This is a genomic window from Micromonospora sp. WMMD734 (assembly GCF_049178975.1).
Classification (GTDB): Bacteria; Actinomycetota; Actinomycetes; order Mycobacteriales; family Micromonosporaceae; genus Micromonospora; species Micromonospora wenchangensis.
In genome coordinates this window covers 1385180-1411116 of the sequence record NZ_JBMHMK010000001.1, presented here as the reverse complement: position 1 = coordinate 1411116, position 25937 = coordinate 1385180, and the positions used below count along the sequence as shown (strand labels likewise).

General features: G+C 74.9%; 12 protein-coding genes. 6 read left to right on the top strand and 6 right to left on the bottom strand.

Annotated elements, in window-relative coordinates; genetic code table 11:
* The first annotated feature begins 401 nt into the window (after window positions 1–401).
* From ACN267_RS05815 to ACN267_RS05805, 3 genes are all read left to right on the top strand, one after another.
* On the top strand, window positions 402–1763 hold the full coding sequence (locus tag ACN267_RS05815) for a nucleotide sugar dehydrogenase (RefSeq protein ID WP_204961978.1): 1362 nt from the start codon (window positions 402–404) through the stop codon (window positions 1761–1763).
* Window position 1764: 1 nt separating this feature from the next.
* Entirely contained in the window at window positions 1765–3141 is a 1377-nt protein-coding gene (locus ACN267_RS05810) for a glycosyltransferase family 2 protein (RefSeq protein ID WP_204961979.1), read from the top strand.
* 112 nt (window positions 3142–3253) lie between these two features.
* Window positions 3254–4786 carry a polysaccharide deacetylase family protein gene (locus tag ACN267_RS05805; protein WP_281896628.1) on the top strand — a complete coding sequence of 511 codons (1533 nt, stop codon included), beginning with the start codon at window positions 3254–3256 and terminating at the stop codon, window positions 4784–4786.
* A gap of 7 nt (window positions 4787–4793) precedes the next feature.
* Here ACN267_RS05805 and ACN267_RS05800 read toward each other — a convergent pair whose 3' ends face one another.
* The 4 genes from ACN267_RS05800 to ACN267_RS05785 form a co-directional block, all read right to left on the bottom strand.
* Complete coding sequence (locus ACN267_RS05800; protein WP_421488126.1) at window positions 4794–6377, bottom strand: DUF4139 domain-containing protein; 1584 nt, start codon at window positions 6375–6377, stop codon at window positions 4794–4796.
* Between the two features lie 65 nt (window positions 6378–6442).
* Window positions 6443–6964 (bottom strand): LutC/YkgG family protein, encoded by a 522-nt coding sequence (locus tag ACN267_RS05795; protein WP_204961982.1) that lies wholly within the window; start codon window positions 6962–6964, stop codon window positions 6443–6445.
* Entirely contained in the window at window positions 6954–8396 is a 1443-nt protein-coding gene (locus tag ACN267_RS05790; protein ID WP_421488125.1) for a lactate utilization protein B, read from the bottom strand. The genes ACN267_RS05795 and ACN267_RS05790 overlap by 11 nt, the downstream gene beginning before the upstream one ends.
* Window positions 8393–9079, bottom strand: a complete 687-nt coding sequence (locus ACN267_RS05785; RefSeq protein WP_204961984.1) for a (Fe-S)-binding protein — start codon at window positions 9077–9079, stop codon at window positions 8393–8395. The genes ACN267_RS05790 and ACN267_RS05785 overlap by 4 nt, the downstream gene beginning before the upstream one ends.
* Window positions 9080–9312: 233 nt before the next feature.
* Between ACN267_RS05785 and ACN267_RS05780 the strand changes: the two genes are divergently transcribed.
* Entirely contained in the window at window positions 9313–10050 is a 738-nt protein-coding gene (locus ACN267_RS05780) for an SDR family NAD(P)-dependent oxidoreductase (RefSeq protein WP_421488124.1), read from the top strand.
* A gap of 48 nt (window positions 10051–10098) precedes the next feature.
* Here the strand turns inward: ACN267_RS05780 and ACN267_RS05775 are convergent, their stop codons facing one another.
* Both ACN267_RS05775 and ACN267_RS05770 read right to left on the bottom strand, forming a co-directional pair.
* Window positions 10099–10938 carry a fumarylacetoacetate hydrolase family protein gene (locus ACN267_RS05775; RefSeq protein WP_204961986.1) on the bottom strand — a complete coding sequence of 280 codons (840 nt, stop codon included), beginning with the start codon at window positions 10936–10938 and terminating at the stop codon, window positions 10099–10101.
* Between the two features lie 340 nt (window positions 10939–11278).
* Complete coding sequence (locus ACN267_RS05770; RefSeq protein WP_204961987.1) at window positions 11279–12208, bottom strand: sulfite exporter TauE/SafE family protein; 930 nt, start codon at window positions 12206–12208, stop codon at window positions 11279–11281.
* A gap of 836 nt (window positions 12209–13044) precedes the next feature.
* On the opposite strand from ACN267_RS05770, the gene ACN267_RS05765 reads away from it, so the two are divergent.
* Together ACN267_RS05765 and ACN267_RS05760 are read left to right on the top strand one after the other, a co-directional pair.
* Entirely contained in the window at window positions 13045–20940 is a 7896-nt protein-coding gene (locus tag ACN267_RS05765) for an SDR family NAD(P)-dependent oxidoreductase (RefSeq protein WP_421488123.1), read from the top strand.
* Window positions 20941–20992: 52 nt separating this feature from the next.
* Window positions 20993–25903: a beta-ketoacyl synthase N-terminal-like domain-containing protein gene (locus ACN267_RS05760; protein WP_421488122.1), complete on the top strand. Its 4911-nt coding sequence runs from the start codon at window positions 20993–20995 to the stop codon at window positions 25901–25903.
* The last annotated feature ends 34 nt before the right edge of the window (window positions 25904–25937 follow it).

The window sequence follows — 25937 nt, the reverse complement described above, 5'->3', positions numbered from 1 at the left end:
CCCGGCACCGGTCCGCACCCGCGACCGGCAAGGCTTTGCGGACCGCGACCGACGGACCACCCCGGGGCCGCCGGGGGCACGACAACGGCCCGCCGCGTCGGCCGGGGCAGGGCGGCGGAACACGGCCGGCGGTTCACCGCCAGTGATGATTCTTACTCGACGTCGACCACCGACAGCACCGTGACCTGTGGGGTTGGTGGGGCGACTGGGACCACCGCGAGTCAGGACACCCGGGCGGCAACCACGCGTCCGGGCTGCCGCGACGCCGAAAACTGACCGAACGGACGGTGACCCACCGTAGCCTTTCCGCGGCCGGACGGCTGTTCGACGGACAGTCGACGGGGCGGCCGGGTCGGCACTCTGGGGTCACCACTGTTCACCTTCCGTGAGGGCCACCGACCATGTCGCAGCTCCTGCCCGCCGCCCGGGCCGACCTCCCGACCAGCGCGCCCGCCTCCCCCGTCGCCCCGCCGGAGCCGGCTGCCGCCGTCGCCGCCGGACCCGGTGCGCGTACCGCCGTGGTGGGCCTCGGCTACGTGGGCCTGCCGACCAGCCTGGCCCTGGTCGCCGGCGGTGCCCGGGTCACCGGGGTGGACATCTCCCCGGCCCGGCTCGACGACATCCGGGCCGGGCGGGCCGACCTGCTCGACGACGACCGGGACCGGCTGCGCGACACGCTGCGGGCATCCGACCCGGCGCTGCGCCTCACCACCGCGGTCGCCGAGATCGCCGACGCCGACACGGTGCTGATCTGCGTGCCCACCCCGGTGGACCGGCACCTCGCCCCCGACCTCACCGCGTTGCGGACGGCCTGTGCGGCGGTGGTCGCCCACGCCCGCCCCGGCCAGACCATCGTGCTCACCTCCACCAGCTACGTCGGCACCACCCGGGAACTGCTGGTCGAGCCGCTGGCCGCCCGGGGCCTGCGGGTCGGGCAGGAGGTCTTCGTGGCGTTCGCCCCGGAACGGGTCGACCCCGGCAACGACCGGCACCGGCAGGAACTCACCCCCCGGGTGGTCGGCGGCACCACCGGCGAGTGCACCGCGCGGGCCGCCGCCGCGCTGGCCCGGATCACCCCGCTGGTGCACCGGCTCGGCTCACCCGAGGCCGCCGAGATGACCAAACTGCTGGAGAACACCTTCCGGGCGGTGAACATCGCCCTGGCCAACGAGTTCGCCGACCTCTGCCGGGACCTGCACCTGGACGTCACCGAGGTGATCGACGGGGCGGACACCAAGCCGTACGGCTTCATGGCCTTCCAGCCCGGCCCCGGCGTGGGCGGGCACTGCATCCCGTGTGACCCGCACTACCTGCTCTGGCAGGTCCGTGGCCAGCGCCGCGAGGCACCACTGATCGAGACCGCGATGCGCGGGATCGCCGCCCGCCCCCGCCGGGTCGTCGACCGGGTCCGGGAACTGCTCGCCGGGGCCGGCCGCCCCCTGCTCGGGGCCCGGGTGCTGCTCGCCGGGGTGACCTACAAGCCCGGGGTCGCCGACGTCCGGGAGTCCCCCGCGCTGGAGATCATCGGTGAGCTGATCCGGGCCGGCGCGCAGGTCGGCTTCGTCGACGACCTCGTCGACACCGTCCGCACCCCCGACGGCCACACCCTGCACCGGGTGGCCGACCCGGCCGACCGGGAGTGGGACCTGGTGGTCGTGCACACCCACCAGTCCGACCTGGACGAGGCGTGGCTGCGTGGGCAACCGATGGTGCTCGACGCCACCTACCGGCTGGCCGGGCTGCCCCGGCGGGAGGTCGTCTGAGATGCCGGCGACCGCCCCCGTCCGGCGCGGCCTGCGTCGGCTGCTCACCGTGCTCGCGCTGCTGCCGCTGATCGTGCTGCTGGCCCGCCAGCTGCCCCAGCTGCCGTACGCCCCGCTGCTGGCGTTCTACGGCTTCGCCGTGCTCACCGCCACCGTCGCCGTGTTCTACCTGGCCTACGCCCGCTACGTCGACCCCGCCGAGGCCCCGGCGCAGCCCCGGCACGCCGCCGCGTTCCCGCCGCTGCCGCCGGCCCCGACGGTCAGCCTGCTGGTCGCCGTCAAGGACGAGGCCGACGGCATCGAGGCGTGCGTCAGGTCGATGACCGGCAGCGACCACCGCCCGTTGCAGGTGATCGTCGTCGACGACGGCTCCACCGACGGCACCGCCGAGGTGCTCGACCGGCTCGCCGCCGAACTCCCGGTCACCGTGCTGCACCTGCCCCGCAACGTCGGCAAGAAGCGGGCCCTGGTGCACGCCGCCCGGTACGCCACCGGCGACGTGCTCGCCTTCACCGACTCCGACTGCGTGCTCGCCCCGGACGCGGTGGGGCGCTGCGTCGAGGCGCTGCTGCGGCGACCGGACCTCGGCGCGGTCAGCGGCCACGCCCGCGCGCTCAACCCCGACGAGTCGCTGCTCAGCCGAGTGCAGGATGTCTGGTACGAGGGCCAGTTCCGGGTTTCCAAGGCGGCCGAGGCGTCGTTCGGCGCGGTCACCTGCGTCTCCGGCCCGCTGGCGGTGTTCCGGCGGGAGGCGGTGCTCAACTACCTGCCCGCCTGGGCGGCCGACCGGTTCCTCGGCGGCGAGTTCCGGTTCGCCACCGACCGGCAGCTCACCGGCTACGTGCTGGGGCAACGCTGGATCGGCGACCGGCTCAAGGCGCGGTTCGCCGACTCGCCGTTCGTCCGCGACGAGGACCATCCGCCGCGCGCCTGGCGGGTCGGCTACGTCCGCTCGGCGAAGGTGTGGACCACCGTGCCGGCCCGGCTGCGGCCGTTCCTGCGCCAGCAGACCCGCTGGAAGAAGAGCTACGTGCGGAACCTCTTCTTCACCGGCACGTTCATGTGGCGGCGGGGCGCCGGCCCGGCCGCGCTCTACTACGGGCACGCGCTGTGGGTCGCGCTGGCCCCGGCGATGGCCTTCTCCCACCTGGTCTGGGCGCCGCTGCGCGGCTGGTGGGCGGTGCCGTTGCTCTACCTGTGCGGGGTGCTGCTCAAGGGCACCGCGTGGGGGCTGGCCTACCGGCTGGACAACCCGGGTGACCCGCGCTGGGCGTACCGGCCGTTGATGAGCGTGCTGTCCGCCACCATGTTGTCCTGGCTGCTGCCCTGGTCGGTGGGGACGATCCGGCGTGGCGTGTGGTCGCGGAGCACGGTGTGAACGCCGGGCGGCGGGTGCTGACCCGACTGGCCCGGGTCGCGCTCACCCTCGCCGGAGCGGGGACGCTGGTGCTGCTCTACGCGGTGGTGTTCACCCGGGGCGGGGTGCTCCGGTGAGCCGGCTGTGGCCCCGCGCGCTCGGCGGGCTGCTGTCGCTGGTCACCCTGCTGGTGGTGGCGGCGCCCTTCGGGGTGTCCTGGTACCTCGACGACCTGCGCCGCCACGTCAGCGGGCAGCACGACACCCCGGTCACCCGGGTCGACCCCGCCGACCTGAGCCGCTTCACCGAGACGGCCGGGCGGCTGCCGGACCGGGCCGCGCCGGTGGTGGTCGCGTACCACGACATCCGGCCGCACGGCGACGACCCCGAGGCGACCGGGCCGACCGGCCGGGAGCACTACGTGGTCACCCCGGAGGCGTTCGACGCCCAGCTCACCGCCCTGCGCACCGCCGGCTACCGGACGATCTCCTCGGCCCAGTACGTCGACTACCTGCGCGGCGGCGAGGTGCCGGCCCGCTCGGTCTACCTCACCTTCGACGACGGCACCCGGGGGCTGTGGTCGTACGCCGACCCGATCCTGAAACGACACCGGATGGTGGCCGCCTCCTACCTGATCACCGGGCAGGTGGGCACCCACCGGCCGTACTACCTGAGCTGGGCCGAGATCGACCGGATGCGGCGCTCCGGCCGGTGGGACTTCCAGGCGCACACGCACGACCTGCACACCCGGGTGCAGACCGCGCCGGGGCGGCTCGGCTCCCCGCTGACCCACCGACGGTGGGAACCGGCCACCGGGGCGCAGGAGAGCCTGGCCGGTTACCGGCAGCGGTTGACCGCCGACTTCGACGCGATGTTCGCCGCGTTCACCGACCACCGGCTGCCCCGCCCGCAGTTGTTCGCGTACCCGTTCTCCGAGATCGGCGACGCGACGACCGACCCGGAGGCCGCCGCGTTCAGCCGCGACCTGATCGCCACGCGGTTCGTCGCCGCGCTGACCAACAAGTCGCTCGCCCCGCAGCCGAGCAGCCGCCGGTCGGCCGCCGACGGGCAGGTCGAGCGGGCCGAGGTGTACGCCCGGACCACGGCCGCCGAACTGGTCAGCGCCGTCGTCGAACGCACGGCCGTGCCCGCCGTGGTGACCGACCCGTTCGCCCGCGCCTGGGACTGGCGTGACCAGCACGGTGAGCCGATGACCGAGCTGTCCCCGCTGACCGCCGGCCGGTTCCCCGCCGACAGCCCACGCCGTGCCTACGGCACCCTGCTCGCGTACGCCAGCGCGGACTGGACCGGCTACACGGCCGACGCCACGGTGCGCGGCCTGCGCGCCGACGGCGGCACGGTGACAGTGCTGGTCGGGGTGGACGGTGACGCCACGGTGTCGGTCCGGGTGACCCATGGCCGGGTGGCGGTGCTGCGTGCCGGCCGGGTGGTCGCCGAGGCCACGCTGGACCCGGCCGCCAGCCACCGGGTCACGGTCACCGTGCGCGACGGCGTGACGGCGGCCCGGGTCGACGGCGGCCCGGCCCTGCGGGTGCCCACCCCCACCGGGCCGGGGGCCACCGGCGGGTTGGCGGTGGCGATCGACGACGCCGAGGGCCCCGTCCACCCGTCGGTCGCCACCCTGGCGGTGACCGCCGCAGGGTGAGCGACGGTCACTCCCGCCAGCCGGCCAGCTCGACGCCCTTGCCGAGTTCGACCCGGAACCCGAGGGTGATGTCGCCACCCTCCCCCGGCCCGAGCCGCAGCCGCCAGGTCAGCTCGCCCAGTTCGGTGCGCTCGTCCGGCGGCGGGACGACGGTGGCCTCGCGGACGGTCACCGCTTCGTCGCGGGAGACCGGCAGCTGGTCGTGGACCTCCACGGTCGCCGGTCGCGGGGTGTGGTTGGCCACGCTGATCCGGTATTCCACGTCCCGCCGCCGGGTGGAGCCGAGCGCGGCCCGGGTGTCGGAGCGCCGGGTCAGCTCGCGTTCCACCCGGACCCGGTCGTCCACCCCGAGCGCCACCTCGGTCTCCTCGCCCGGCGCCCAGGTCGGCAGCTTGGTGGTGGCGACGAAGTCGGCGTCGTGGAACACCGCCGCCGGGCCGGGCAGCAGGGTGTGCGTGGAGGTGTTGCGGACCGTCGCCCGCAGGTGCGCCTCGGCGGCCCGCAGCGGCACGGTCACGTGGTCGAGACGGACCGGCAGGTCCAGCACGGCGATGACGGCCCGGTAGGCACTGCCGTCGGCGGGCACCGCCACCGGGCGGGCCGGCCGGTAGGTCGCGGCGGTGACGCCCTGCTCGATCTCGGCGACGCTGTCGCGTACCACCGGGCGCGGCCCGCCCCCGCGGGCCACCCCGCCGCCGCCGGCCGGGGCCACGCCCGGCGCGGGCGGTGGCGGCGCGCCGAAGCTCGCCGCCGCCGACGTCGCCGACATCGGCCGGACCCGGTCGAGGTACCAGGGCGACAACTCCGGTACGCCGGCAGCCGCCGCCGGGCGGGCGGTGGAGAGCTGCAGCGCGCACTCCGGCCAGTCCTCGCCGGTGTCCTGGGTGACCAGGGCCGACCAGGTGACGGTCATGGCGTCCCCGACCAGCCGCAGGTCGTAGGAGGACTGCCAGCGTGCCCCGTCGACCAGGTAGGTCAGCTCCAGGTCCACGGTGGTGTCGTCGGCGTCCACCGCCACGGTCACGTCGGCGGCCAGCCGGTCCGGCTGCCGCTTGCCGCCCGCGTCGGCCAGCTGCCGCTGCACGGCCGACAGCTCCTCGGTCAGGTCGGTGCGCCGCCGGGCCAGCCCGCGTCGGCGGCGGTGGGATTCGGTGAACTGGGCGGCGACCGCGTCGGCGAAGGCCGTCACGTCGGTCGGGGCGGTGTCACCGGTGGCCAGCGTGCGGGCGTACGTGCCGCCGGCCCGCTCGGCCAGCCGGGTGAGGAACTGTTGCCGCTGCGTCTCGACCTCGGCGGCGTCGTCGGTCTCGGCGAGTTCGTCGGCCAGGTCCCGGGCCCGCCGGGTGAGCGCGTCGACCTGGTCGTCGGTGCTGCGGGCCTGCCGCCAGGTGCTCACCTCCACGCCGAGGACGGTGACCGCGCCGGCGCCGCCGGTGCGCAGCGAGTCCCGGCGCAGTCGCATCGGCAGCGGGGCGATCCGGAGCCGGTGCTCACCGGCGGCCAGCCGCAGGCTCGCCCGGCGGGTGACCCGGGCCCGGTCCGGGTACACGGTCACGGCGACCACGGGTGCTTCGATCTCCACAGCGTCCACGGCGGCGAGGGTAGCCGGGGCGCGCACCCCGGCCGCAACGGCGGGCCGACCGGCGGGTGGGTGGGTTACTCCGGTGGCAGGCAGACGATGTCGAGGCGGCGCGGGCCGTGCACGCCCTCCACCCGGCTCAGCTCGATGTCGCTGGTCGCGGACGGGCCGGAGATCATCGTGATCGGGCGGGTGGGGTCGGGCAGCGCGCCGACCAGGTCGGGCACGTCGGCCACGATCTGCGCGGCCCGGACCACGCAGACGTGGTGGTCGGGGACCAGGGTGAGCAGCCGGCGGCCCTGCGCCGGGCCGCCGTCGAGGACCAGGGTGCCGGTCTCGGCGACGGCGAGCGCGCAGCCGGTGAGCACGGCCAGGCCGGGCGCGTCCAGTTCGGTGGCGGTGAGCAGGTCACCGGGGAGGGTGGGCGGGCCGAGCCGGGCGGTCCACTGCGCTGGTGTCGCGGGCGGCAGCACCACGGCGGTGGCCCCGGCCAGCAGGGTGGCGAGCAGGTCGGGCAGCTCGGTCGGGGTGCAGCGGTGCACCCCGGCCCGGTAGTCACCGGCGCGGGCGGCGAAGAGCGCACCCAGCTCAGGAGTCATGGGTCCGACGCCACCAGTCGCGGAAGGACTCCGGGGCCGGCAGCGGGGCGTCGCGGTGCGCCGTCCAGGCCGACAGCGGCCAGGGTGCCCGGCGCAGCCGCCCGCCGTGCCGCCGGCTGAGCACCCGCAGGGGCCGGCCACCGGCGCGGGCCGTGCGCAGCGCCGCCCGCCACCGTCGGCGGTCGCGCATCGTCCAGGCGAGCCACGCCATCGCCGCGCGTTCGGCTGCCGGCTTCGGCCCCGTCTGGCGCAGGTGCACCAGGATCGCCGGAATGTCGATCTTGACGGGGCAGACGTCGTAGCAGGCCCCGCAGAGCGTCGAGGCGTAGGGCAGGGTCGCGTTGTGGCCGGCGTCCTGCCCGGTGAGCTGGGGCGACAGGATCGCGCCGATCGGGCCGGGATAGACCGAGCCGTAGGCGTGGCCGCCGACCCGCTCGTACACCGGGCACACGTTCAGGCAGGCCGAGCAGCGGATGCAGCGCAACGCCGCCCGACCCACCGGGTCCGCCGCCATCCGGCGACGACCGTTGTCGAGCAGCACGACGTGCAGCCGGCGCGGCCCGTCGCCGGGCGTCACCCCGGTGAAAATCGAGGTGTACGGGTTCATCCGCTCGCCTGTCGACGAGCGTGGCAGCAGCCGCAGGAAGTCGCCGAGGTCGGTGAACCGGGGCAGCAGCTTCTCGACCCCGACCACGGCGATCAGGGTGTCCGGCAGGGTCAGGCACATCCGCCCGTTGCCCTCGGACTCGACGACCACCAGGGAGCCGGTCTCCGCCACCGCGAAGTTGGCCCCGCAGATGGCGACCCGGGCGGACAGGAAGGTACGCCGCAGGTACTCCCGGGCGGCGCCGGCCAGCACCGCCGGGTCGTCCGAGTCGGCGGTGAAGCCGGGCATCCGGCGGGCGAACAGCTCGCGGATCTGCCCCCGGTGGTAGTGGATCGCCGGAACCAGGATGTGTGACGGGGTGTCGTCGGCGAGTTGCACGATCAGCTCGGCCAGGTCGGTCTCGACCGCCGTGACACCCACCGCCGCGAGCGCCTCGTTGAGGCCGACCTCCTGGGTCGCCATCGACTTGACCTTCACCACCCGGTCGACGCCCTGTGCCCGTACCAGCTCGGTGACCAGCGCGTTGGCGGCGGTGGCGTCCACCGCGTGGTGCACGTTCGCCCCGGCGGCGGTGGCCGCCCGCGCGAACTGGTCCACCAGCTCGGGCAGCCGGTCGATGACGTCGTCCTTGACCCGGGCGGCCCGCTCGCGCAGCCGTTCCCAGTCGGGCACCTCGGCCACCACGGCGGCCCGCTTGTCCCGGATGGTGCGGGTGGCCCGGCCCAGGGTGGCCCGCAGCTGGGCGTCGCGCAGCGCGCCGGCCGCCGCCCGGGGGAACGGGGTGGCCGCCACGATGGGCAGTCGCCGCCGGGCCGGGGGCGTCATCCGGTCACCCCCGGCCCGGTGGCGGCGAGGATCTCGGCGTAGTGGATGGGTCGCGGGGCGTCGGGGCGGCGGGCCAGGCCACCGCCGATGTGGGCCAGGCAGGAGCTGTCGGCGGCGGCCAGGTAGTCGGCGCCGGTGGCGACCGCGTGGGCGCACTTGTCGGCGAGCATCGCCGCGGAGACGGCGGCGTTCTTCAGCGCGAAGGTGCCGCCGAAGCCGCAGCACTGCTCCGGTTCGGGCAGCGCCAGCAGTTCCAGGTCGCGTACGGCGGCGAGCAGCCGCAGCGGCCGGTCGCCCAGCCGCAGCATCCGCAGCCCGTGGCAGGTCGGGTGGTAGGTGACCCGGTGCGGGAAGCGGGCCCCCACGTCGGTCACCGCGAGCACGTCCACCAGCAGTTCGGACAGCTCGTGCACCGGCAGCCGGGTGTGCGCCCGCAGGTGCGCCACGCAGGAGCCGGACGGCGAGACGACGACGTCGTGTCCGGCGAACGCCGCCTCGGTGTGCCGTTCCAGGTCACGGGCCGGGGCGCGGTGGCCGGTGTTGGCGTGCAGCTGGCCGCAGCAGCTCTGCCCGACGGGGAAGGTGACGGTGTGGCCGAGCCGCTCCAGCAGGGTCACGGTGGCGATGCCGACCCGGGGGAAGAACGCATCGTTGAGGCAGGTGACGAACAACGCGATGCGCACCGTGCCCCCTCGCCCTGCCTCCTCGCCGTGCCCCCTCGTCACGCCCCCTCGCCAGCCCGGGACGTGATTGACGGATTCTATATGATCTATGCAGTCGGCGCGGGGTGCGGCATCCTGGCGCACCGGCGGGGGCGGGCCGGCGGCCCGGCGGCCGTCGCGGCGTGCCGGCCCGGTGGGCGTCGGGCGCGGGTGGGCGTCCCCCGGCCGCCACCGCCCGTCGACGAGGTGCCGAGATGACGGATTTCCGCGGCCTGGTGGCCGCCGTGACCGGGGGTGGTTCGGGCATCGGCGCGGCCGTCGCCGACCTGCTGGCCGCGCGCGGGGCCCGGGTCGCTGTGCTCGACCGCGATCCCGGGACCGGCGGGACGCACCTGCGGCTCACCGCCGACGTCACCGCCCCGCTGGAGCAGACCATGGACCGGGTCGCGGCGACCCTGGGCGGTCTCGACGTGCTGGTGAACTGCGCGGCGGTCAGCGCGGTCGGTGCGGTGGAGGCCGCCGACGACGCCGAGTGGCACCGGTGCCTGGACGTCAACGTCGTCGGGGTGGCCCGCGCCTGCCGGGCGGCCCTGCCGCACCTGCGCCGCTCGACCAGCGCCGCCATCGTCAGCATCACCTCGATCGCCGCGACGGCGGGCCTGGTCGACCGGGCCGTCTACTCGGCCACCAAGGGCGCGGTGCACGCGCTCAGCCTGGCGATGGCCGCCGACCTGGTGGGCGACGGCATCCGGGTCTGCACGGTGGCGCCGGGCACGGTGGACACCCCGTGGGTGGCCCGGCTGCTCGCCAACGCGCAGGACCCGGCGGCGGAGAAGCGACGGCTGGCCGCCCGGCAGCCCACCGGCCGGCTGGTCACCGCCGACGAGGTCGCCCAGGCGGTGGCGTTCCTGGCCTCCCCGGTCTCCGGGGCGACCACCGGCACCGCGCTGGCCGTCGACGGGGGCATGTCCGGCCTGCGGCTGGTCCGCTGACCCGGGGCCGCGGCCCCGGGTCCCGACCGCCGGCTCACCCGTCGCCGGTCAGGCCGCCGCCATGGTGACCCGCTGCCGGCCCAGGCCCTCCACCTCGACCTCCACCACGTCACCGGGGCGCAGGTAGGGGAACCGGCCGGACAGGGCCACCCCCTCCGGCGTACCGGTGTTGACCACGTCGCCCGGGTCGAGGACCGTGTACTGCGACAGGTGCCAGATCAGGTACGCCACGTCGAAGATCATGTCTGCGGTGCGCGAGTCCTGCCGGGGCTCGCCGTTGACCCAGGACCGCAGGCGGAGGTCCTGCACGTCGGGGATCTCGTCCGGGGTGACCAGCCACGGGCCGAGCGGCTGGAACGTCTCGCACGACTTCCCCTTGGACCACTGGCCACCGGAGTCGCGCAGTTGGAAGTCGCGTTCGGACACGTCGTTGGCGACCAGGTAGCCGGCGACGTGGGCCAGGCTCTGCGCGGGCGACTCCAGGTAGCGGGCCCGCCGGCCGATGACCACGGCCAGCTCCACCTCCCAGTCGGTGGCGGTGGCGCCCCGGGGCACCAGCACGTCGTCGTACGGGCCGACCACCGTGTTGGGCGCCTTGTAGAAGACGATCGGGGTCCCGGGCGGAGCGACGCCCGACTCGGCGGCGTGCGCGGCGTAGTTCTGCCCCACGCAGAGCACCACGCCGGGGCGGGCCACCGGCGGACCGACCCGCAGCCCGGTGACGTCCAGCTCCGGCAGGTCGCGGGCCGCCCGGATCCGGTCCGGGCCACCGGAGGCGAGGAACGCGCCGTCGATGTCGGGGGTGAGTGCGGACAGGTCGAAGTACCGGCCGTCGGCGTACAGCACCGGCCGTTCCGCGCCGGCCGGGCCGACCCGCATCAGCTTCATCAGGCACCCCCTCCACTGACGACAGTGCACGCCATCCTGCCCGACGGCACGGCGACGACGCTCACCACCCACGGGTGCGCCGGCGCTCGCGGGCCTGCCGACGGCGACCGGCTGTTCGGGCACCGCCGGGCCCGGTGCCGCAGGGCCACCCGGGGCACGCGCGGCATGGTCCCCCTCACCGGCTTTCCGCAGAACACCCGTCCGGAGAAGGTCCTCCGGCGGATCCGGCCCCGGACCGAGCACGCCGCGCGCTGAGGCCACGGCTGCCCCCGGGGCGGGCCGCCGACGGCTCCTCGACCTGCCCGGGGGCCGGGAGGTCGAGGAGCCGTCGGCCGAGCTGTCAACTCGACGCGGTGGCGGGCTCCCCGGTGCCGTTCTCCGGCCCGACGGCGACCGGCGTGGCCTGCCGGTCGGCCAGGTGCCGGCGCAGCGACCAGGTCACCGACGCCGCCCAGAGCACCGCGACGACCAGGTAGCAGGCGTACCGGACGGCGTCCGGAGCGTCGATCCACTCGCTGCGCAGCAGGGTCCGGATGTTGGTCAGCACGATGACCCCGCCGACGGCGGAGCCGAGCACCCGGGGCGGGACCAGTCGCACCAGCCAGGCGGCGATCGGCGCGGCGATCATGCCGCCGAGCAGCAGCGCGCCCACCCAGCCGAAGTTGATGTTCTCCGAGCCGATGCCGACCAGGAAGCCCAGGCTGGCGGCGACCGCCACCAGGAACTCGCTGGTGTCGATCGAGCCGATCACCCGGCGGGGTTCCAGTCGGCCGCTGGCCAGGATCGCCGGGGTGCCGACCGGCCCCCAACCGCCGCCGCCGGTGGCGTCGACGAAACCGGCGACGAGTCCCAGCGGGCCGAGGAAGCGCTTGCGCAGGGGCAGGCCGACCCGGTCGCGGGGCAGGCCGGCGACGGTGAACCGGATCAGCACGTAGAGGCCGAGGGCCAGCAGGATCAGCGACATGATCGGGGCTGCGGTCGCGGTCGAGAGGCTGGACAGGAAGGTCGCCCCGGCGAACGCCCCGACCGCACCCGGCACGCCGACCCGGCGGACCACCGTCCAGTCGACGTTGCCGAACCGCCAGTGGGCGGCGCCGGAGACGAGGGTGGTGCCGATCTCAGCCAGGTGGACGGTCGCCGAAGCGCTCGCCGCCCCTGTGTTGAGAGCCAGCAATAATGTGGTGGATGTCACGCCGTACGCCATCCCGAGACTGCCGTCGACCAGTTGCGCACCGAGGCCGACGAGGGCAAGAAGAAGCAGGCTACGCACAATTACCGCCGATCCGGAAGGAGAATTGGGAAGGCCTGCCCCGCCGGGCCTGACCATCGTCGCGGTGATGGCCGTCCCGGCTGGTCGCGGCCTGTGTGAGGTCGGTACTGCCGGAGGAATCGCCCCCGCAGATCGCGCGCCGCGGGCAGGTATGACCACCCGGCGGACTGCGCGTGAAACGTTCGTTAAGGGAGTACGTCAACCGTCGTCATGGGGTGGCGTTTTGCCAGCCCAGAGCCGCTATCGGTGACGCCTGCGGGGCTTCGTCGCCCGGTCGGCGGTCACCGCCGAGGTCAGCGGCGGCGGGTGGGACGGATGCACGGTCGGCGACCTATCCGCGCCCCACCAGGGAGTCTAAAGATCGGAAACCAATCCCACCTCGCCTCACGAATGCCACAGCTAATCGATGGGCAATGACGGCATGAATACCAATACGGATCTTTGATGTACACCGCAATCGATGGCAAGGGCCGTTCCACATAGTGGGATACGGGAAGGATCGGTTTCCACTACCAGGGACTTCATCGTTGGCAGAAAACAGTTTGGAAATAAAACCGCAAATGACTGGACAAGCATCGGTGCCACGATCTGGTGGCAGCGGTGTCACATCGAAGAACATCGTCCCTGGTTAACCCGACGTCATATCCGGTAGCCTTGGTAGGAAATCTTCATCCAGAGCCCGATGATCGTTGGATTTAACCGGGCTGTAACTGGCAGCCGTTAGATTGTGACGCAGCGCGACATTGACTGCGGCAAATCAGCACCGCGCTCGCCGGCCCTCTGCCGGCAGATCCCCTAGTCAGCACGCGATCCTTCGCGACCGAAGTGGGAGCCCGATGAGTAGCGCACCGTACACACGTGACCTGATCCTGGTCGTCAACCCCGTCGGCGTCCTGGAACCCGGCCCACGGATCACGGCCGCCACCGCAGCCGGTGGTGGGCGCGGCATCATCGACCTGGCCACCGGCGACGACTGGTCGCTGCGGGCGCTCGCCCGCGCCGCCAGCTGGTCGTCCGCCCCGATCGGCGTCCGGGTCCCGGCCGGCTGCCGGGCCACCCCCGCCGAGGTGCAGCGCGCCGCCGACGGCCGGGTGGACCTGATCGTGGTCGAGCCGACGAGCCCGTGGCCGCTGGCCGACATCACCGCCCACCACCGGGTGCTGGTGGAGGTGACCAGCCGGGCTGAGGCCCACGCCGCGGCGCAGGCCGGCGCGCACGGGCTGATCGCCCGCGGCATGGAGGGCGGCGGCCGGGTCGGCGAACTCAGCTCCTTCGTCCTGCTCCAGCAGCTCGTCGCCGACGACACCCTGGACCTGCCGGTCTGGGTGGCCGGCGGGATCGGCCCACGGACCGCCGGGGCCTGCCTGGTCGGCGGCGCGGCCGGCGTGGTGCTGGACACCCAGCTCGCCCTGATGCCCGAATCGGAGCTGCCGGCCGACGTACAGGCAGTCATCAGGCGGATGGACGGCTCGGAGACCGTGCTGCGCGACGGCGTACGCGGCATCCGCCGGGGCGGCCCGCACCAGGGCGACAGCGAACTGCTCCCGGTCGGCCAGGACGGCTGGCTGGCGGCGGCCTTCGCCGACCGCTGGGCCGACACCGCCACCGCCGTACGCGGCATGCGCGCGGCGATGCTCGACGCCGTCGACGGCCCCGACGCCGCCGACCTGCTCCAGCCGCACGCCCCCCTGGCCGAGGCCCTCGGGGTACGGGTGCCCGTCGCCCAGGGCCCGATGACCCGGGTCAGCGACGAGGCGTCCTTCGCCGCCGCCGTCGCCGACGGCGGCGCGTTGCCGTTCATCGCGCTCGCCCTCAACTCGGCCGACCAGTGCCGCCGGATGCTCACCGAGACCGCCGCCCAGCTCGGCGACCGCCCGTGGGGCGTCGGGGTGCTCGGCTTCGCCCCCGAGGAGCTGCGCGCCGCCCAACTGGAGGTCATCCGGGAGATCCGGCCCGCCTGCGCGATCATCGCCGGTGGCCGGCCGCCGCAGGCCCGCGCCCTGGAGGAGCAGGGGATCAGCACCTTCCTGCACGTGCCCTCCCCCGGCCTGCTGCGCCAGTTCCTGCGCTCCGGCGCCCGCAAGTTCATCTTCGAGGGCGCCGAGTGCGGCGGGCACGTCGGACCCCGGGCGAGCTTCCCGCTGTGGGAGGCCCAGCTGGCGGTGCTCGACGAGTACCTCGACACCGATCCCGCCGCCGGCGCCCAGCTGCAGATCTTCTTCGCCGGTGGGGTGCACGACGCCCGGTCGGCGGCGATGGTGGCCACGATGGCCGCCCCGCTGGCCCGCCGGGGCGCCCGGATCGGCGTGCTGATGGGCACCGCCTACCTGTTCACCGCCGAGGCCGTGACCCACGGCGCGGTCCAGCCGTTGTTCCAGCGTGAGGCGCTCACCGCAGAGCACACCGCGCTGTTGGAGACCGCCCCCGGACACGCCACCCGCTGCCTGCACACCCCGTTCGTCGACGACTTCCACCAGCTGCGCACCCAGCTCGAAGGTGCCGGGGCCGAGAACCGCGAGGTGTGGGAGCAGCTGGAACTGCTCAACGTCGGCCGGCTACGGATCGCCAGCAAGGGCCTACGCCGCTCGGGCGACGTCGTCGAGTCCGTCGACGAGAGCGTCCAGGCCAGCGAGGGACTGTTCATGGCCGGCCAGGTAGCCGTGCTGCGCGACCGCGCCACCACCGTCGCCGAGCTGCACGACGACGTCACCACCCGGGTCCGCGGCTTCCACGCCGACCGGCTCGACGCGCTGCGGGCCCGGCTCACGCCGCCGGCCGTCGAGATCGCGGAGCCGCCCGCGCCGCTGGACATCGCCATCGTCGGGATGGCCTGCATGCTGCCCGGCTCCCCCGACCTGGACAGCTTCTGGCGTACGGTGCTCAGCGGCGTCGACACCGTCACCGAGGTCCCGGCGCAACGTTGGGACACCGAGCACTACTACGCCCCCGAGGTCGGGCCGGGGCAGACCGGCCGGATCAGCGTCTCCAAGTGGGGCGGGTTCATCGACCCGGTCCCGTTCGACGCCATCGGCTACGGCATCCCCCCGGCCGCGTTGAGCAGCATCGACCCGACCCAGCTGCTCGCCCTGGAGGTCTCCCACCGGGCGCTGGTCGACGCCGGCTACCCGTACGACGCACCCGGCGCGGACCACGCCCGCACCGGCGTCGTGTTCGGCGCGGAGGCCGGCAGCGACATGGGCCACGCGCAGACCCTGCGCACCATGCTGCCGGCGTACCTCGGCGAGGTGCCCGAGCAGATGGAGGAGCTGCTGCCCACGGTCACCGAGGACAGCTTCCCCGGCGTGCTGGCCAACGTGATCGCCGGCCGGGTCGCCAACCGGCTCGACCTGGGCGGGCCGAACTACACCATCGACGCCGCCTGCGCCTCGTCGCTGGCCGCGATGGACGCCGCCTGCAAGGAACTGGTCGCCGGTGACAGCGACCTGATGATCTGCGGCGGGGCCGACCTGCACAACGGGGTCAACGACTACCTGATGTTCACCTCGGCGCACGCGCTGTCCCCCACCGGACGGTCCCGCCCGTTCGACAGCACCGGTGACGGGATCGCCCTCGGTGAGGGCGTCGCGTGCGTCGTACTCAAGCGGCTGGCCGACGCCGAACGCGACGGTGACCGGATCTACGGCGTGATCAAGGGGCTCGGCGGGGCCAGCGACGGGCGGGCCCTGGGCCTGACCGCGCCGCGCCCCGACGGGCAGCGGCGGGCCCTGGACCGGGCCTACCACCGCACCGGCATCTCCCCCCGGGAGGTCGGGCTGGTGGAGGCGCACGGCACCGGCACGGTGGTCGGCGACCGCACCGAACTGGAGACGCTCACCAAGATGTTCGTCGAGGCCGGTGCCGAACCGGGCAGCTGCGCGCTCGGCTCGGTGAAGTCCCAGATCGGGCACACCAAGTGCGCCGCCGGGCTGGCCGGCCTGATCAAGGCGACGCTCGCCCTCTACCACGGCATCCGGCCGCCCACCATCCACCTGGAACGACCCAACCCGGCCTGGCACCCGCAGCAGAGCCCGTTCGCGTTCTTCACCGAGGCCCGCCCGTGGCCGGTGCCGGCCGCCGAGCGCATCGCCGGGGTCAGCGCGTTCGGCTTCGGCGGCACCAACTTCCACGTCGTGCTCAGCGCCCACGCCAACGCGCCGGAACCCCGGCACGCGCAACGGATCTGGCCGGCCGAACTGTTCTGCTTCCGGGGCACCGACCGGGCCGCCGCCCACCAGGGCGTCCGGCAGCTGTTGGAGAGCCTGGCCGCCGACGGGCCCGGCAACCGGGCGGGACGGCTGGCCGAGCTGGCCGCTTCGGTCGCCGCCAAGGCCGCCAACCGGCCCGGGACGACCCAGGTCGCGGTGGTCGCCCGTGACCTGACCGAACTGGAGACCCTGCTGCACCGGGCGCTGGCCGGCGAGCACGACCCGGCCCGGGGCCTGGTCCAGCCGAGCGGGGTCGACCCGGTCGGGCCCGGCCAGGTGGCGTTCCTCTTCCCCGGCCAGGGCAGCCAACGCCCCGGCGCCCTCGGGGAACTCTTCGTCACCTTCCCCGAGCTGCGGCACTACCTCGAACTCGACAAGGCCGCCGCGGAGCTGCTCTTCCCGCCGGCCGCGTTCGACCCGGACTCCCGCCGCGCCCAGGAGGACGCGGTACGCGACACCCGGACCGCCCAGCCCGTGCTCGGCATCGGTGGGCTCGCCGTGGACCACCTGCTGCGCCGCCTCGGCGTCCGACCCGACATGACCGCCGGCCACAGCTACGGCGAACTCGTCGGGCTCTGCGTCGCCGGGGCGTTCGACGCGGCCACCCTGCTCGACCTGAGCCGGCAGCGGGCGGCGGCCATCCTCGACGCCTGCGGCGAGGACCCGGGCACCATGGCGGCGGTCGCCGCCAGCGCCGAGCAGGTCGCCCAGGTGCTCGCCGGGGCCGGCCTGACCAGCGAGGTGGTGCTGGCCAACCGGAACGCCCCGCAGCAGGTGGTGGTCTCCGGCCCGACGGCGAAGGTGCAGTCGGCGGTGGTCGCGCTCAAGGAGGCCGGCCTGTCGGCCCGCGCCATCCCGGTGGCCTGCGCCTTCCACAGCCCGGTGGTGGCCGGCGCGGTGGAGACCTTCGCCGAGGTGCTCGCCGAAAGGTCGATCAGCGAGCCGCGCATCCCGGTCTGGTCGAACCTGACCGCCGCCCCGTACTCCGGCGACGCCGGCCAGGTCCGCCACCACCTCGCCGAGCAGATCGGCGCGCCGGTGCGCTTCGTCGAGCAGATCGAGGCAATGTACGCCGCGGGCGCCCGGCTGTTCGTCGAGGTGGGCCCCGGCCAGGTGCTCAGCCGGCTGGTGCAGGCGGTGCTCGGCGACCGGCCGCACCAGACGGTCGCCTGCGAACGCGGCCCGGCCGACGGCCTGCGCGGGTTCCTGATCTCGGTCGCCGAGCTGGCCTGCGCCGGCACCCCGGTCCGCACCGACTGGCTGTTCCACGGCCGGATCGCGGACGGCACCGCCACCACCGCACCGACCCGTCGTCCGCTCTGGACGGTCGACGGCCAACTCGTCCGGGACCAGCACGGCAACTGTCTTCCCGGTGGCATGACCCCTCCCCGACGGATCAAGGAGTTGTCGATGACCCCTGCCAATGGCACCGCCACCACCCCCGGCGCCGCCACCGGCACCGTCAGCGGCCCCGCACCGTCGACCGTCCGGGACGTCCGGACCGTCGACGAGCCCGCGCCGGCCACCGTCCGGGACATCCGGGGCGAGCTGCTCAGCGAGTACCTGCGCACCACGCGGGAGATGATCGCCACCCAGCGGGACGTGATGCTCGCCTTCCTCGGAGACCCCGGGGACGGGGGCAGCCGGCCCGCCGGGGAACCCACCGGGACGTACCGGGTCGAGGGGTACGCCGGGCCGGCACCCACGCCGACGCCCGCCCCGGCCCCCCGGTCGCTGCCCGCCGCCGCCCCCGCGCCGGCCCCGACCCCCGCCGCCACCCCGCGCCCCGCCCCGGCCCCCACCGTGGCCGGGTCCAACGGCGGCACCGCGCTGGCCATCGCCCCCGCGCCGACGGTCGCCCGGCCCCGACCGGTCACCCCGGACGTCATGCCGGTCTCCCCCGCGGTCGGCGGTCCCGTCGCGATCCCCGCGCCGGTCGCCGCTCCCGTCGCCGCTCCCGTCGCCGCGCCCGTCGCCCCGGTCGCCGCACCGGCCGGACCGGGCATGGCCGAATTCCAGCAGGCGATCCTGGCGGTGATCAGCGAGCGCACCGGCTACCCGGTCGACCTCATCGAACTCGACCTCGACCTCGAAGCCGACCTCTCCATCGACTCCATCAAGCGCGCCGAAGTCGCCGGCGAGGTCGCCCAACGCCTCTCCCTCAGCGTCGAAGGCGACGAAAGCGAACTCGAAGACCTCGTCAAGGCCCGCACCGTCCGCGCCATGGTCACCTGGCTCGACGAGAAGATGAGCGGCACCGTCACCACCACCGCCACGCTGACCGCCGCGCTGCCGTCGGGCGACCAGATCGGCGTCACCGCAGCGGACTTCCAACAGGCGATCCTGGCGGTGATCAGCGAGCGCACCGGCTACCCGGTCGACCTCATCGAGCCCGACCTCGACCTCGAAGCCGACCTCTCCATCGACTCCATCAAGCGCGCCGAAGTCGCCGGCGAGGTCGCCCAACGCCTCTCCCTCAGCGTCGAAGGCGACGAAAGCGAACTCGAAGACCTCGTCAAGGCCCGCACCGTCCGCGCCATGGTCACCTGGCTCGACCAGAAGATGAGCGGCACCGTCCACGTCTCGGCCAGCACGACCGGTCCGCTGGCGCTCGCCCCGGCCCCGACGGTGGCACCGGCCGCCGCGCCGGCCGTGGCCGCCGTGCCCGCCGCCGTGGCCGCCGCGCCCGCCGGGGCCAGCCTCGCGGAGTTCCAGCAGGCCATCCTCACCGTGATCAGCGAGCGCACCGGCTACCCGGTCGACCTCATCGAACTCGACCTCGACCTCGAAGCCGACCTCTCCATCGACTCCATCAAGCGCGCCGAAGTCGCCGGCGAGGTCGCCCAACGCCTCTCCCTCAGCGTCGAAGGCGACGAAAGCGAACTCGAAGACCTCGTCAAGGCCCGCACCGTCCGCGCCATGGTCACCTGGCTCGACCAGAAGATGAACACGACAGTCACCGCGACGGTGACCGTCGCCGCGCCGGCCGCCGTGCCCGCCGCCCCGCCGGCGAGCGTCGCCGCGCCGGCCGCCGCACCCGCCGCGTCGCCCGCACCGACCGAGGTCGGGGTGGGGATCGCGCCGAAGCGGCTGGTCGCCCGGGAGAGCGTCCAGCCCGGACAACGCGTCGACCCGGGCACGCTCGCCGGGATGCGGTTCCTGATCACCGGGGGCGGACCGGTCGGGGCGTACCTGGCGGAGCTGCTCGGCGCGCACGGCGCCGGCGGCCAGCTGGGCGTGCTCGACAGCGAGCAGGCCGACCAGGGCTTCGACGGGGTGCTGGTGCTCGACGGGTTGACCAACCTCGACGAGCCGCTGCTGCCCGCCGTGTTCCCGCTGTTGCAGCGGGCCCTGGCCGCCGGACCGCGCTGGCTGCTCGCCGCCGGGGCGCAGGACGTCGCCGGCGCGGCCGACGGCATGCCCGGCCTGTTCCGCACGATCGCCCGCGAATACCCGGGGCTGACCGCCCGGTTCGTGGCGGTGGACCCGGCGGCGACGCCTGAGGTGCTGGCCCGGCAACTGCTCGACGAACTGCTCACCGCCGCCGACGCCCCGGTGGTCGCCAGGCGTGGCGACGGTCGCTACGTCGCCGACCTGGTCCCGGTCGAGCTGGGCGCGCTGGCCGCCGGCGGTGCCGGACCGGCCGGCGACGGGGTGTCCGAGGCCGCCGCGATCGGGTTGGAACGCGACTCGGTGGTGGTGCTGATCGGTGGGGCACGGGGCATCACCCCGTGGTTCGCCCGGGCGCTCGCCTCGGCCAGCGGCTGCCGCATCGAGCTGGTCGGCCGTACCCCGCTGCCGTCCGGCCCGGAGGACCCGGAGCTGGCCGCCGCCACCGACCGTGCCGCGCTGGTCGGGGTGCTGGCCCGGCGGGGGCTGTCCTCGCCGGCCGAGATCTCCCGCACCGCGCAGGCCGTCCTGGCGGCCCGGGAGGTGACCGCCACGATCGCCGAGCTGACCGAGCTGGGTGGCGAGGTCCGCTACCACGCCTTGGACGTCCGGGACGCGGCGGCGACCCGCGCGCTGCTGGCCGCGATCCACGCCGAGTACGGCCGCCTCGACGGGGTGGTCTACGCCGCCGGGATCATCGAGGACAAGCTGATCGCCGAGAAGGACCCGGCGTCGTTCACCAGGGTCTTCGACACCAAGGTCGACGGGGCCCGGGGGCTGCTGGCGGGTCTCGACGCGCTGCCCGGCGCGCCGCGGTTCCTGGTCTTCTTCGGCAGCATCGCCGCCGCCTACGGCAACCGGGGACAGGCCGACTACGCGGCGGCCAACGACGCCCTGGACGCCATCGGCACCCGCTACGCGGCCCGGACCGGGGTGCGCACCGTGACCGTCCACTGGGGGCCGTGGGCGCCCGGTGCCGGCCACGGCGGCATGGTCACCGCCGAACTGAGCCGCGAGTACGCCCGGCGCGGCATCGGCCTGATCGACCCGGAGGAGGGCGCGCTGGCCCTGCTGCGCGAGCTGGCCTGGGCCGACGCGTCGGTCACCTCGGTCGTCTACACCGCCTCCGGGTGGTGAGGGCGTCGATGAGCCGTCCCGCCCCCACCCGCCCCACCCGTCGGAGGAACCGATGAACAACGGCGCCGCTGCGCCCGGCCAGATCGCGATCGTGGGGATGGCCGCCCTGATGCCCTCCGCCGGTGACCTGGAGAGCTACTGGCGCAACCTGATCGGCGGGGTCGACGCGATCACCGACGTCCCCGCGCACCGCTGGGACGAGGAGTTCTACGACCCGGAGCAGTCCCACCGGGCCGACCGGATGTACTGCCGGCGTGGCGGGTTCGTCGACGAGTTCGCCACCTTCGAGCCGCTGCGGTTCGGGGTGATGCCCGCCTCGGTGGGCGACATCGAGCCGGACCAGCTGATCACGCTGGAGGTGGCCGCCGCGGCGATCGACGACGCGGGCGGCGGGGACCGGCTCCCGGCCCGCGACCGGATCGGCGTCATCCTCGGCCGGGGCGGCATCCTCAGCCCCGCCCAGGCCCGCTACGCCCAGCGGGTGCGGATGTCCAGCCAGGTGGTCAGCATCCTGCGGGAGCTGATCCCCGACGTCGACCCGGCCCGGTTGGAGCTGCTGCGCAAGAAGTTCGACGAGCGGCTCGGGCCGTACCAGCCGGAGGGGACGATCGGCCTGGTGCCCAACCTGGCCGCCTCCCGGGTGGCCAACCGGCTCGACCTGCGCGGCCCGGCGTACACCATCGACGCCGCCTGCGCCTCCTCGCTGATCGCCGTGGACCAGGGCATCACCGAACTGCTCAACGGCCGGTTGGACGCGGTGCTCGCCGGTGGCGTGCACCACGTGCACGACATCAGCTTCTGGTCGGTGTTCAACCAGCTCCGGGCGCTGTCGCGGCGGGGCGAGATCCGGCCGTTCGACGCCGCCGCCGACGGGCTGCTGATCGGCGAGGGCACCGGCGTGGTGGTGCTCAAGCGGTACGCCGACGCGGTGCGCGACGGCGACCGGGTGTACGCGGTGATCCGCGGCAGCGGGGTGTCCAGCGACGGCAAGTCGGCGAGCATGTTCAACCCGGCCGTCTCCGGCCAGGTGCTGGCGATCCGGCGGGCCTGGGAGTCCGCCGGGCTCGACCCGACCGCCCCGGACGCGCTGGGGCTGCTGGAGGCGCACGGCACCGGCACCCCGACCGGGGACGCCGCCGAGCTGACCACGGTGGCGCAGGTGTTCGGCCCGTACACCGGCGGGCCGCGCCCGGTGATCGGCTCGGTGAAGTCGATGATCGGGCACACCATGCCGGCCGCCGGGGTGGCCGGCCTGATCAAGGCGGCGCTCGCGGTGCACCGGGGGGTGCTCCCGCCCACCCTGCACTGCGAGACGCCGCGCAAGGAGATGGCCGCGACCCGGTTCGCGCCGATCGACACCGCCCGCCCGTGGGAGAGCGACGGCCCGCGCCGGGCCGGGGTCAACGCGTTCGGGTTCGGCGGGATCAACGCCCACCTGATCATCGAGCAGGCCCCGGTGTCGGTGGGTGAGCCGGTGGTGGGGCTGACCGCCCCGGCCGCCGGCCGGGCCGTGGTCGACGAGCCGGACCAGGTGCTCTGGCTGGCCGCGTCGGACCCGGCCGGGCTCGCCGACCTGCTGGACCGCGACGACCAGGAGGTACGCCGCATCGGCGTCGAGCTGGCCGCCCGCTCCGGCGGGGAGGCTCCGCCGCAGACCCGGCTGGGCATCGTCAACCCGACGGACAAGCTGCTCGCGGTGGCCCGCAAGACGGTGGCCCGGGGGCAGGCGTGGCGGGGCGGGCGGGACATCTGGTTCAGCCCGCAGCCGCTGCTCGGCGCGGGGGCCGGCAAGCTCGCCTTCGTCTTCCCCGGGCTGGAGGCGGAGTTCGCCCCCCGCACCGCCGACCTGGCCGCCCACTTCGGCCTGCCGGACCGCGAGTGGTCCGCCGCCGACCTGGGCCGGCACGGCGCCGGCCTGATCGAGGTGGGCAAGCTGCTCGACACGGCGCTGGCCCGGATCAAGGTACGACCCGACGCGGTCGCCGGGCACAGCATCGGCGAGTGGACCGCCGCCGCGGTCAGCGGCCAGATCAGCACCGCCGCCATGGACGAGTTCCTCGACCTGTTCAACGCCGACTCGGTGGAGGTCTCCGGCTACGTCTTCGCGGCCGTCGGGGCCGGCGCGGACCGGGTCGCCCCGCTGCTCGGCGACTACCCGGGGGTGGTCCTGTCACACGACAACGCCCCGGCGCAGTCGGTGGTCAACGGCCCGGAGCCGCAGGTCGACCGGCTCGTCGAGGCGCTGCGTACCCGCAACATCCTGTGCCAGAAGCTGCCGTTCCGGTCGGCGTTCCACACCCCCGCCTTCGCCGACGGGCTCACCTCGATCGGCGCCGCCCTGGGCCGCTGGGAGGTGCACCCGACCCGGATGCCGGTGTGGTCGGCGACCCTGCACGCGCCGTTCCCCGCCGACGAGGAGCAGGTCAACCGGATCTTCGTGCGGCACATGATGGAGCCGGTCTGGTTCCGGCAGACCGTCGAGGCCATGTACGCCGCCGGGTTCCGGGTGTTCCTCCAGGTCGGCGCGGGGCAGCTCGCCTCGCTGATCGGGGACAACCTGCGCGGACGCGAGCACCTGGCGATGCCGGTGAACACCGCGCACCGCAGCGGGCTCAACCAGTTGCGCCGGGTCGCCACCGCCCTGTGGGTTGAGGGGGCGGCACCGGACCTGGGCGCGCTGTCCACGCCGGCCACCGCCGCACCGGCGGCCCCGACCGGCCGTACCCCGGCCACGGGTGGTGTCGACGGCGCGGCGAAGGCCGGCGTCCGCAAGGGCCCCCGGTTGAAGCTCGACCTCGGTGGGCCGCTGGTCCGCCTCGGCGCGGACGCCGCCGGCCTGCTCGGGGTCACCGTGTCCGACGGCTCGGTGGCCACGCCGGGCGCCGGCGACGGCGTCACCCGGCCGGTCGTCGCCGGGCCCGGCCGGCCCGGGTCGACGCCGGTCGCGGCAGCGCCCCCGGTGACCCGGGCGGCGACCGTGCCGACGCCCGCCGCCGGGCCGACCGGCGTGCCGGCCACGACGCCACCGGCCGCAGCGCCACCGGCTGCCACGCCGCCGGCCGCTGCGTCGGTGCCGGCCGCACGGGCGGCCGGGCAGCCCGGCGTGGCGAAGCCCGCCGCCGCGCCGTCCGGCGACCCGGCGGCCGCGCTGGACGCGCTGCACCGGCTCGCCGGCGGCTCCAGCGCGGCGGCCGAACTCGCCGCCCTGCTGAAGGAGAACACCCGGGGCACGGCCACCGCCGGCACCACGACCCCGGCCCGGCCCGCCACGCCGGCCGCCCCCGTCAGGGCGGCAACCCCCACCGCTCCGTTGGCGAAGCCGACCGTCACCCCGGCGGCGACGCCGCCCACGGCGGTCCGCCCGACCGGCGCGGCCGGTACGGAGGTCGGCCGGATCACCAGGCGGATCTCCCTGGACACCATGCCGTACCTGCTGGACCACTGCTTCTTCGTGCAGCCCGACGACTGGCCGGACCCGGAGGACCGGTGGCCGGTGGTGCCGGCGACCGCCCTGGTCGCACACATGATGGAGGCGGTGGAGCAGCTCGTGCCCGGCGTCCCGGTGGTGGCGGTGCACGACGCGAAGTTCAACAAATGGCTGATCGCCGAACCGGCCACCGACGTGGAGATCGTGGTCCGCACCGCCGGGGAGAACCGGTACGCGGTCGCCTTCGCCGGGTACGCCCGGGCGACGATCGAGGTCGGCCCGGCGTACCCGCCGCCGCCGCCGGTCTGGACCCACGACCCGGCCACCGAACGCCCGCCGACCCTCGGCGCCGCCGAGATGTACGCGGAGCGGCTGATGTTCCACGGCCCGCAGTTCCAGGGCGTGACCGAGGTGCACGCGCTCGGCGACATGCACGTACGGGGCATCGTCACCGCGCCGGTGCCACCGGGGGCACTGCTGGACAACGCCCTGCAGCTCATCGGCAACTGGCTGATCACCACCCAGCCGTTCCGCACCGTCGCGTTGCCCGTGGGGCTCGGCCAGGTGCGGTTCTACGGTCCGCCGCCGCCGGCCGGCCGGGCGTTCGAGTGCGTCGCCCGGGTCCGCGCCATCGACGACGGGAAACTCGTCGCCGACACCCAGCTCAGCTACCAGGGGCGGGTGTGGTCGGAGATCGAGGGCGCGACGGACCGCCGGTTCGACAGCCACCCGCAGGCCCGGGTGGCGGAGCGGTTCCCCGAGCGGCACCCGATGTCGCTGTTGCAGCCCGAGGGCTGGACGATGGCGTTCGACTGCTGGACCGACCTGGTCACCCGGGGCATGGCCGCCCGGGGCATCCTCGGCGGGGCCGCCTACGCCGACTACGAGCGGCAGCCGGCCAAGACCCGCAAGCAGTGGATGCTGGGCCGGATCGCCGCCAAGGACGCGGTGCGGGCCCGGCTGTGGGAGGACGGCCACACCGACATCTACCCGATCGAACTGACCGTCGGCAACGACCCGAACGGCCGGCCGTGGGTACGCGGACGGCCCGGCCGGGGGCTCGGCGACTGCGACGTCTCCCTGGCGCACTGCGCCGAGATCGGGGTGGCGATCGCCAGGCGCCGGGCACCCGACGCGGTGCCCGGGGGACCCGGCGTGGGCATCGACGTCGCGGAGGTCACCGACCACCCGGAGAGCACCCTCACCTTCGCCCTCACCCCGGCCGAGTTGACCCTGCTGGCCTCGCTGGCCGGCGGGGACGTCGAGGCCCGACGGTTGTGGTTCACCCGGTTCTGGGCCGCCAAGGAGGCGGTCGCCAAGGCCGAGGGCACCGGACTGGACGGCTCGCCGCGCCGGTTCCGGGTCTACTCGGCCACCGACTCGGGGCTGACCGTGGAGATCGGCGGTCGGGCGTACCGGGTCGGCCACCGGGACGTCGCCAACCCCGAGGACCTGCCGCCGCGCCGGTACGTCGTCGCCTGGACCTGGGGGCCGGAGCCCGCGCCCGCCACCCCGCCCGGAGTGTCCCGGCCGTGAGCCGGCACCCGGCACGCAGCACCGCCCAACCCAT

Excerpts from the sequence above, each read along its gene's own strand:
- ACN267_RS05815 (WP_204961978.1), top strand. The coding sequence starts at position 402 with ATGTCGCAGCTCCTGCCCGCCGCCCGGGCCGACCTCCCGACCAGCGCG.
- ACN267_RS05810 (WP_204961979.1), top strand. The coding sequence starts at position 1,765 with ATGCCGGCGACCGCCCCCGTCCGGCGCGGCCTGCGTCGGCTGCTCACC.
- ACN267_RS05795 (WP_204961982.1), bottom strand. The coding sequence starts at position 6,964 with ATGACTCCTGAGCTGGGTGCGCTCTTCGCCGCCCGCGCCGGTGACTAC.
- ACN267_RS05790 (WP_421488125.1), bottom strand. The coding sequence starts at position 8,396 with ATGACGCCCCCGGCCCGGCGGCGACTGCCCATCGTGGCGGCCACCCCG.
- ACN267_RS05780 (WP_421488124.1), top strand. The coding sequence starts at position 9,313 with ATGACGGATTTCCGCGGCCTGGTGGCCGCCGTGACCGGGGGTGGTTCG.
- ACN267_RS05775 (WP_204961986.1), bottom strand. The coding sequence starts at position 10,938 with ATGAAGCTGATGCGGGTCGGCCCGGCCGGCGCGGAACGGCCGGTGCTG.
- ACN267_RS05765 (WP_421488123.1), top strand. The coding sequence starts at position 13,045 with ATGAGTAGCGCACCGTACACACGTGACCTGATCCTGGTCGTCAACCCC.
- ACN267_RS05760 (WP_421488122.1), top strand. The coding sequence starts at position 20,993 with ATGAACAACGGCGCCGCTGCGCCCGGCCAGATCGCGATCGTGGGGATG.